Consider the following 3,908-nt stretch of genomic DNA (forward strand, 5'->3'; position numbering starts at 1 on the left):
GCAAGTCTGCGGACGGCAAGTCTGCGGACGGCAAGTCTGCGGACGGCAAGTCTGCGGACGGCAAGTCTGCGGACGGCAAGTCTGCGGACGGCAAGTCTGCGGACGGCAAGTCTGCGGACGGCAAGTCTGCGGACGGCAAGTCCTCGGATGGCAAGCCGGTCGAGGCGAAACCGGCGGACGCCAAGCCGGCCCCTCCGAAACCCGAGATGTCCGAGGCGCTCAAGGCGGTCCGGGCCAGACTCGACGCGGCCAAGAACGACCTCGCCGCGCGCGAGAAGGAGCTGGCCCGCACCGATCTCGGCACGCCGGAGCTCTCCGCCATCCGCGACGGCGTCGGCCCGGTCACCGACGAGATCCGCACGATCATCGGCCGTCTCGACGCGCCGCTGGAATCGGCCCGGGAGCGCCTGACCCAGCTCGGGCCGAAGCCGAAGGACGCCGAGGAGAGCCCGGAGGTGGCCCAGGAGCGGGTCGAGCGCGACGCGGCGGTCTCGCGCATCGACGAGACCCAGCGGCTGGCGCGCTCGCTCCTCGTCCAGGGCGACCAGATCATCGACCGGGTCTCGAACCGGCGCCGGGAATCCTTCACCAAGGGGCTGTTCGAGCGCAGCCAGGCGCTGGTCAGCCCGCAGCTCTGGAGCCGGGTCGCGGCCGACGTCCCCCGCGACATCCGTTCGCTCCAGAGCGCGCTGTCCGACATCCTGCTGCTGTTCTCGCGCAACGGAACGCTCGGCAACCTGCTGATGCTCGGCCTCGCCTTCGGCGTGTCCGTGGCGCTGTATTTCGGCCGGCGCAACATCGCCCCGCGGCTCGGCCGGCGCGACGCGGCGATGACCGACCCGAGCCGGCGCCAGACCCTGCTCGGCGCGTGGCGGGTGCTGCTGCTCGGCACCGTGCCGGCGGTGATCGGCTCCTACACGGTGTACTACGCCCTCGACGCCACCGACCTGCTGCCCTCCCGGCTGCTTCCGGTGGCCGGCGCGATCCTGGCCGGCCTCGCCTTCATCGCCTTCGTCGAGGCCCTGTGCGACGGCCTGCTCTCGCCGGACAAGCCGCAGTGGCGGCCGGCGCCGGTGAGCGACGCGGCGGCGATCCGGGTGACGCGGCTCGCGGTCGGCATCGCCACGGTGATCACCGTGGTGAAGTCGATCGAGGCGCTGAACTCGGGCATCTCGGCGGCGCTGCCGATCTCGATCGCCACCCGCGGCATCGGCGCGGTCGCCACCGCGCTGATCCTCGCCATCGGCCTGCACCGCTTCGCCGACAAGGAGGAGGAAGAGGAGGCCTGCTTCGGCCCCTACGTGCCGACGAAGACCACCACCGGCATCGGCGGCCCGGCGCGGCTCGTCGGCTGGGCGGCGGTGGCCGTCATCGGCGTCGCCGCCCTCGTCGGCTACGTCGCCTTCGCGGCGTTCGTGATCGACCAGCTGGTCTGGACCGCGAGCCTTCTGGTGCTGCTCTACCTGCTGGTGCAGAGCGCCGACACCTTCGTCGGAGGCTCGCTCTCGGACGACACCCGGCTCGCCACCGCGCTCCAGGCCAATACCGGCCTGCGCAAGCGTTCGCTCAACCAGATCGCGGTGCTCTCCACCGGTGCCGCGCGGGTGCTGCTGTTCCTGATCGTGGCGCTCCTGGTGCTCGCGCCCTGGGGCCTCGATTCGACCGACATCGTCTCCTCGATCCGGCAGGCCTTCTTCGGCTTCAAGGTCGGCGACGTCACGATCTCGCTCTCGACGATCGCGCTCGGCCTCGGGATCCTGGTCCTCGGCATCGCCATCACCCGCGCGGTCCAGCGCTGGCTCGACCAGGTCTACCTGCCCGCCACCGACCTCGACGCGGGCCTGCGCAACTCGATCTCGACGGTGTCGGGCTATTGCGGCTTCCTGCTCGCCCTTGCGCTGGCCTTCTCCTATCTCGGCCTCAGCCTCGAGAAGCTGACGATCGTGGCCGGCGCGCTCTCGGTCGGCATCGGTTTCGGCCTGCAATCGATCGTCAACAACTTCGTCTCGGGCCTGCTCCTGCTCTGGGAGCGGCCGATCCGCGTCGGCGACCAGGTGGTGATCGGCGACTCGGAGGGCATCGTGAAGCGCATCTCGGTGCGCTCCACCGAGATCCAGACCTTCGACCGCTCGGCGGTGATCGTCCCGAACTCGAACCTGATCTCCGGCATCGTCAAGAACCGCGTCCGCGGCGACCGGACGGGCCGGGTCTCGCTGGTGGTCAACGTGCTGCGCAACCAGGACCCGGGGCGCGCCGCCGAGATGCTGCTCGCCTGCGCCGCCCAGCACGCCGACGTGCTGAAGGAGCCGGCGCCGCGCGTGGTGTTCCGCAAGATCGGCGACCCGTTCCTCGAGTTCGAGCTCGTGGTGATGATCGTCGACGTCAGCCTCGGCCAGAAGGTGCAGAACGACCTGAACTTCTCGGTGTTCAGGACCCTGTCCGAGGCGGGCTTCATCCCGCCGCTCGGGCCGGGCTCCAGCATCGTCACGGTGCAGGGCCTCGACGGGATGCAGGACGCGTTCTCGGAGATCGCCGGCCGGTTCCGCCCGCCGGCCGCCGAGGAGGGCCGCGACGGACGGCGCGACCTGAGCGCGATCGGCGCGCGGTAGCGCGCCGGCGGCGCCGAAAGCACGCCTCGGTAGATATCTCGCGCGATCATACTCGCTTGGGTTGCAGGGACGGGCGTCCTTGGCCAAACCTTCCGCATCGTTCGCGAGAGGGCGGGTTGATTCGCGCAGGCGGCGGCCGTCGCGTCGCCCGCGGATCGGCCACGGATGTCGGGCCGTTCACGCGTTGAAGGCCCGGATGCCGGCGGATATGCAGTCGCGAATCGCGGCGGCCTCTCGCTCATCGACCGACGGAATGTCACGTTCAGAGGGAGAGGCTTCGCAGATGAGCACCAAGACGGCACTGATCACCGGCATCACCGGGCAGGACGGGGCGTATCTCGCGCAGCTGCTGCTGTCGAAGGGCTACGCGGTGCACGGGGTGGTGCGGCGCTCGAGCCATGCCGGGGTGTTCGACCACCGACTGAAGTGGTTGGGGATCGAGAACGACGTCGCGCTGCACGACGGCAACCTGCTCGACCTGTCGAGCTTAGCCCGCATCGTTCAAGCCGTGCAGCCGGACGAGGTCTACAATCTGGCCGCGCAGTCGTTCGTCACCGCCTCGTGGCAGCAGCCGCTGCTGACCGGGCAGATCACGGGCTTGGGCGCGGTCAACCTGCTCGAATGCGTGCGCACCCTCAAGCCCGACGCGCGCTACTACCAGGCCTCGTCGTCGGAGATGTTCGGCCTGATCCAGGAGCAGGTGCAGAGCGAGGCGACGCCGTTCTACCCGCGCTCGCCCTACGGCGTGGCCAAGCTCTACGCGCACTGGATGACGGTCAACTACCGCGAGAGCTTCGCCCTGCACGCCTCGAACGGGATCCTGTTCAACCACGAGAGCCCGCTGCGCGGGGTCGAGTTCGTTACCCGCAAGGTCACCGACGGGGTCGCGCGGATCAAGCTCGGGTTGGCGAAGGAACTGCGGCTGGGCAACATCGACGCCAAGCGCGACTGGGGCCACGCCAAGGACTACACCCGGGCGATGTGGATGATGCTGCAGCAGGACAAGCCCGACGACTTCGTGATCGCCACCGGCCGCACCACCACGGTGCGCGACATGTGCGCGCTCGCCTTCGCGCATGTGAATCTCGCCATCGACGACCACCTCGTCATCGACGAGAAGCTGTACCGGCCGGCCGAGGTCGAGGTGCTGCTGGGCAACCCGGCCAAGGCCGAGGCCGCCTTCGGCTGGAAGGCCGAGATCTCCCTCGAGGCGATGATCCAGGAGATGGTCGAGGCCGACCTGAAGCGCCTGGGCGGGCGCGCGTGACCGGCCTGCGCCGCAGCGCGACGGCCCCGGCC

Annotated in this window: 2 protein-coding genes; both read left to right on the forward strand. The window is 69.8% G+C overall.

The features are described from left to right. Positions 1-206: 206 nt before the first annotated feature. On the forward strand, positions 207-2,609 hold the full coding sequence (locus FV223_RS22195) for a DUF3772 domain-containing protein (protein ID WP_147729025.1): 2,403 nt from the start codon (positions 207-209) through the stop codon (positions 2,607-2,609). A gap of 283 nt (positions 2,610-2,892) precedes the next feature. Next, positions 2,893-3,876 carry a GDP-mannose 4,6-dehydratase gene (gene gmd / locus FV223_RS22200; protein ID WP_147729024.1) on the forward strand — a complete coding sequence of 328 codons (984 nt, stop codon included), beginning with the start codon at positions 2,893-2,895 and terminating at the stop codon, positions 3,874-3,876. Positions 3,877-3,908: the final 32 nt, after the last annotated feature.

Source organism: Methylobacterium sp. WL116, from assembly GCF_008039455.1.
Taxonomy (GTDB): domain Bacteria; phylum Pseudomonadota; class Alphaproteobacteria; order Rhizobiales; family Beijerinckiaceae; genus Methylobacterium.

Excerpts from the sequence above, each read along its gene's own strand:
- gmd (WP_147729024.1), top strand. The coding sequence starts at position 2,893 with ATGAGCACCAAGACGGCACTGATCACCGGCATCACCGGGCAGGACGGG.
- FV223_RS22195 (WP_147729025.1), top strand. The coding sequence starts at position 207 with ATGTCCGAGGCGCTCAAGGCGGTCCGGGCCAGACTCGACGCGGCCAAG.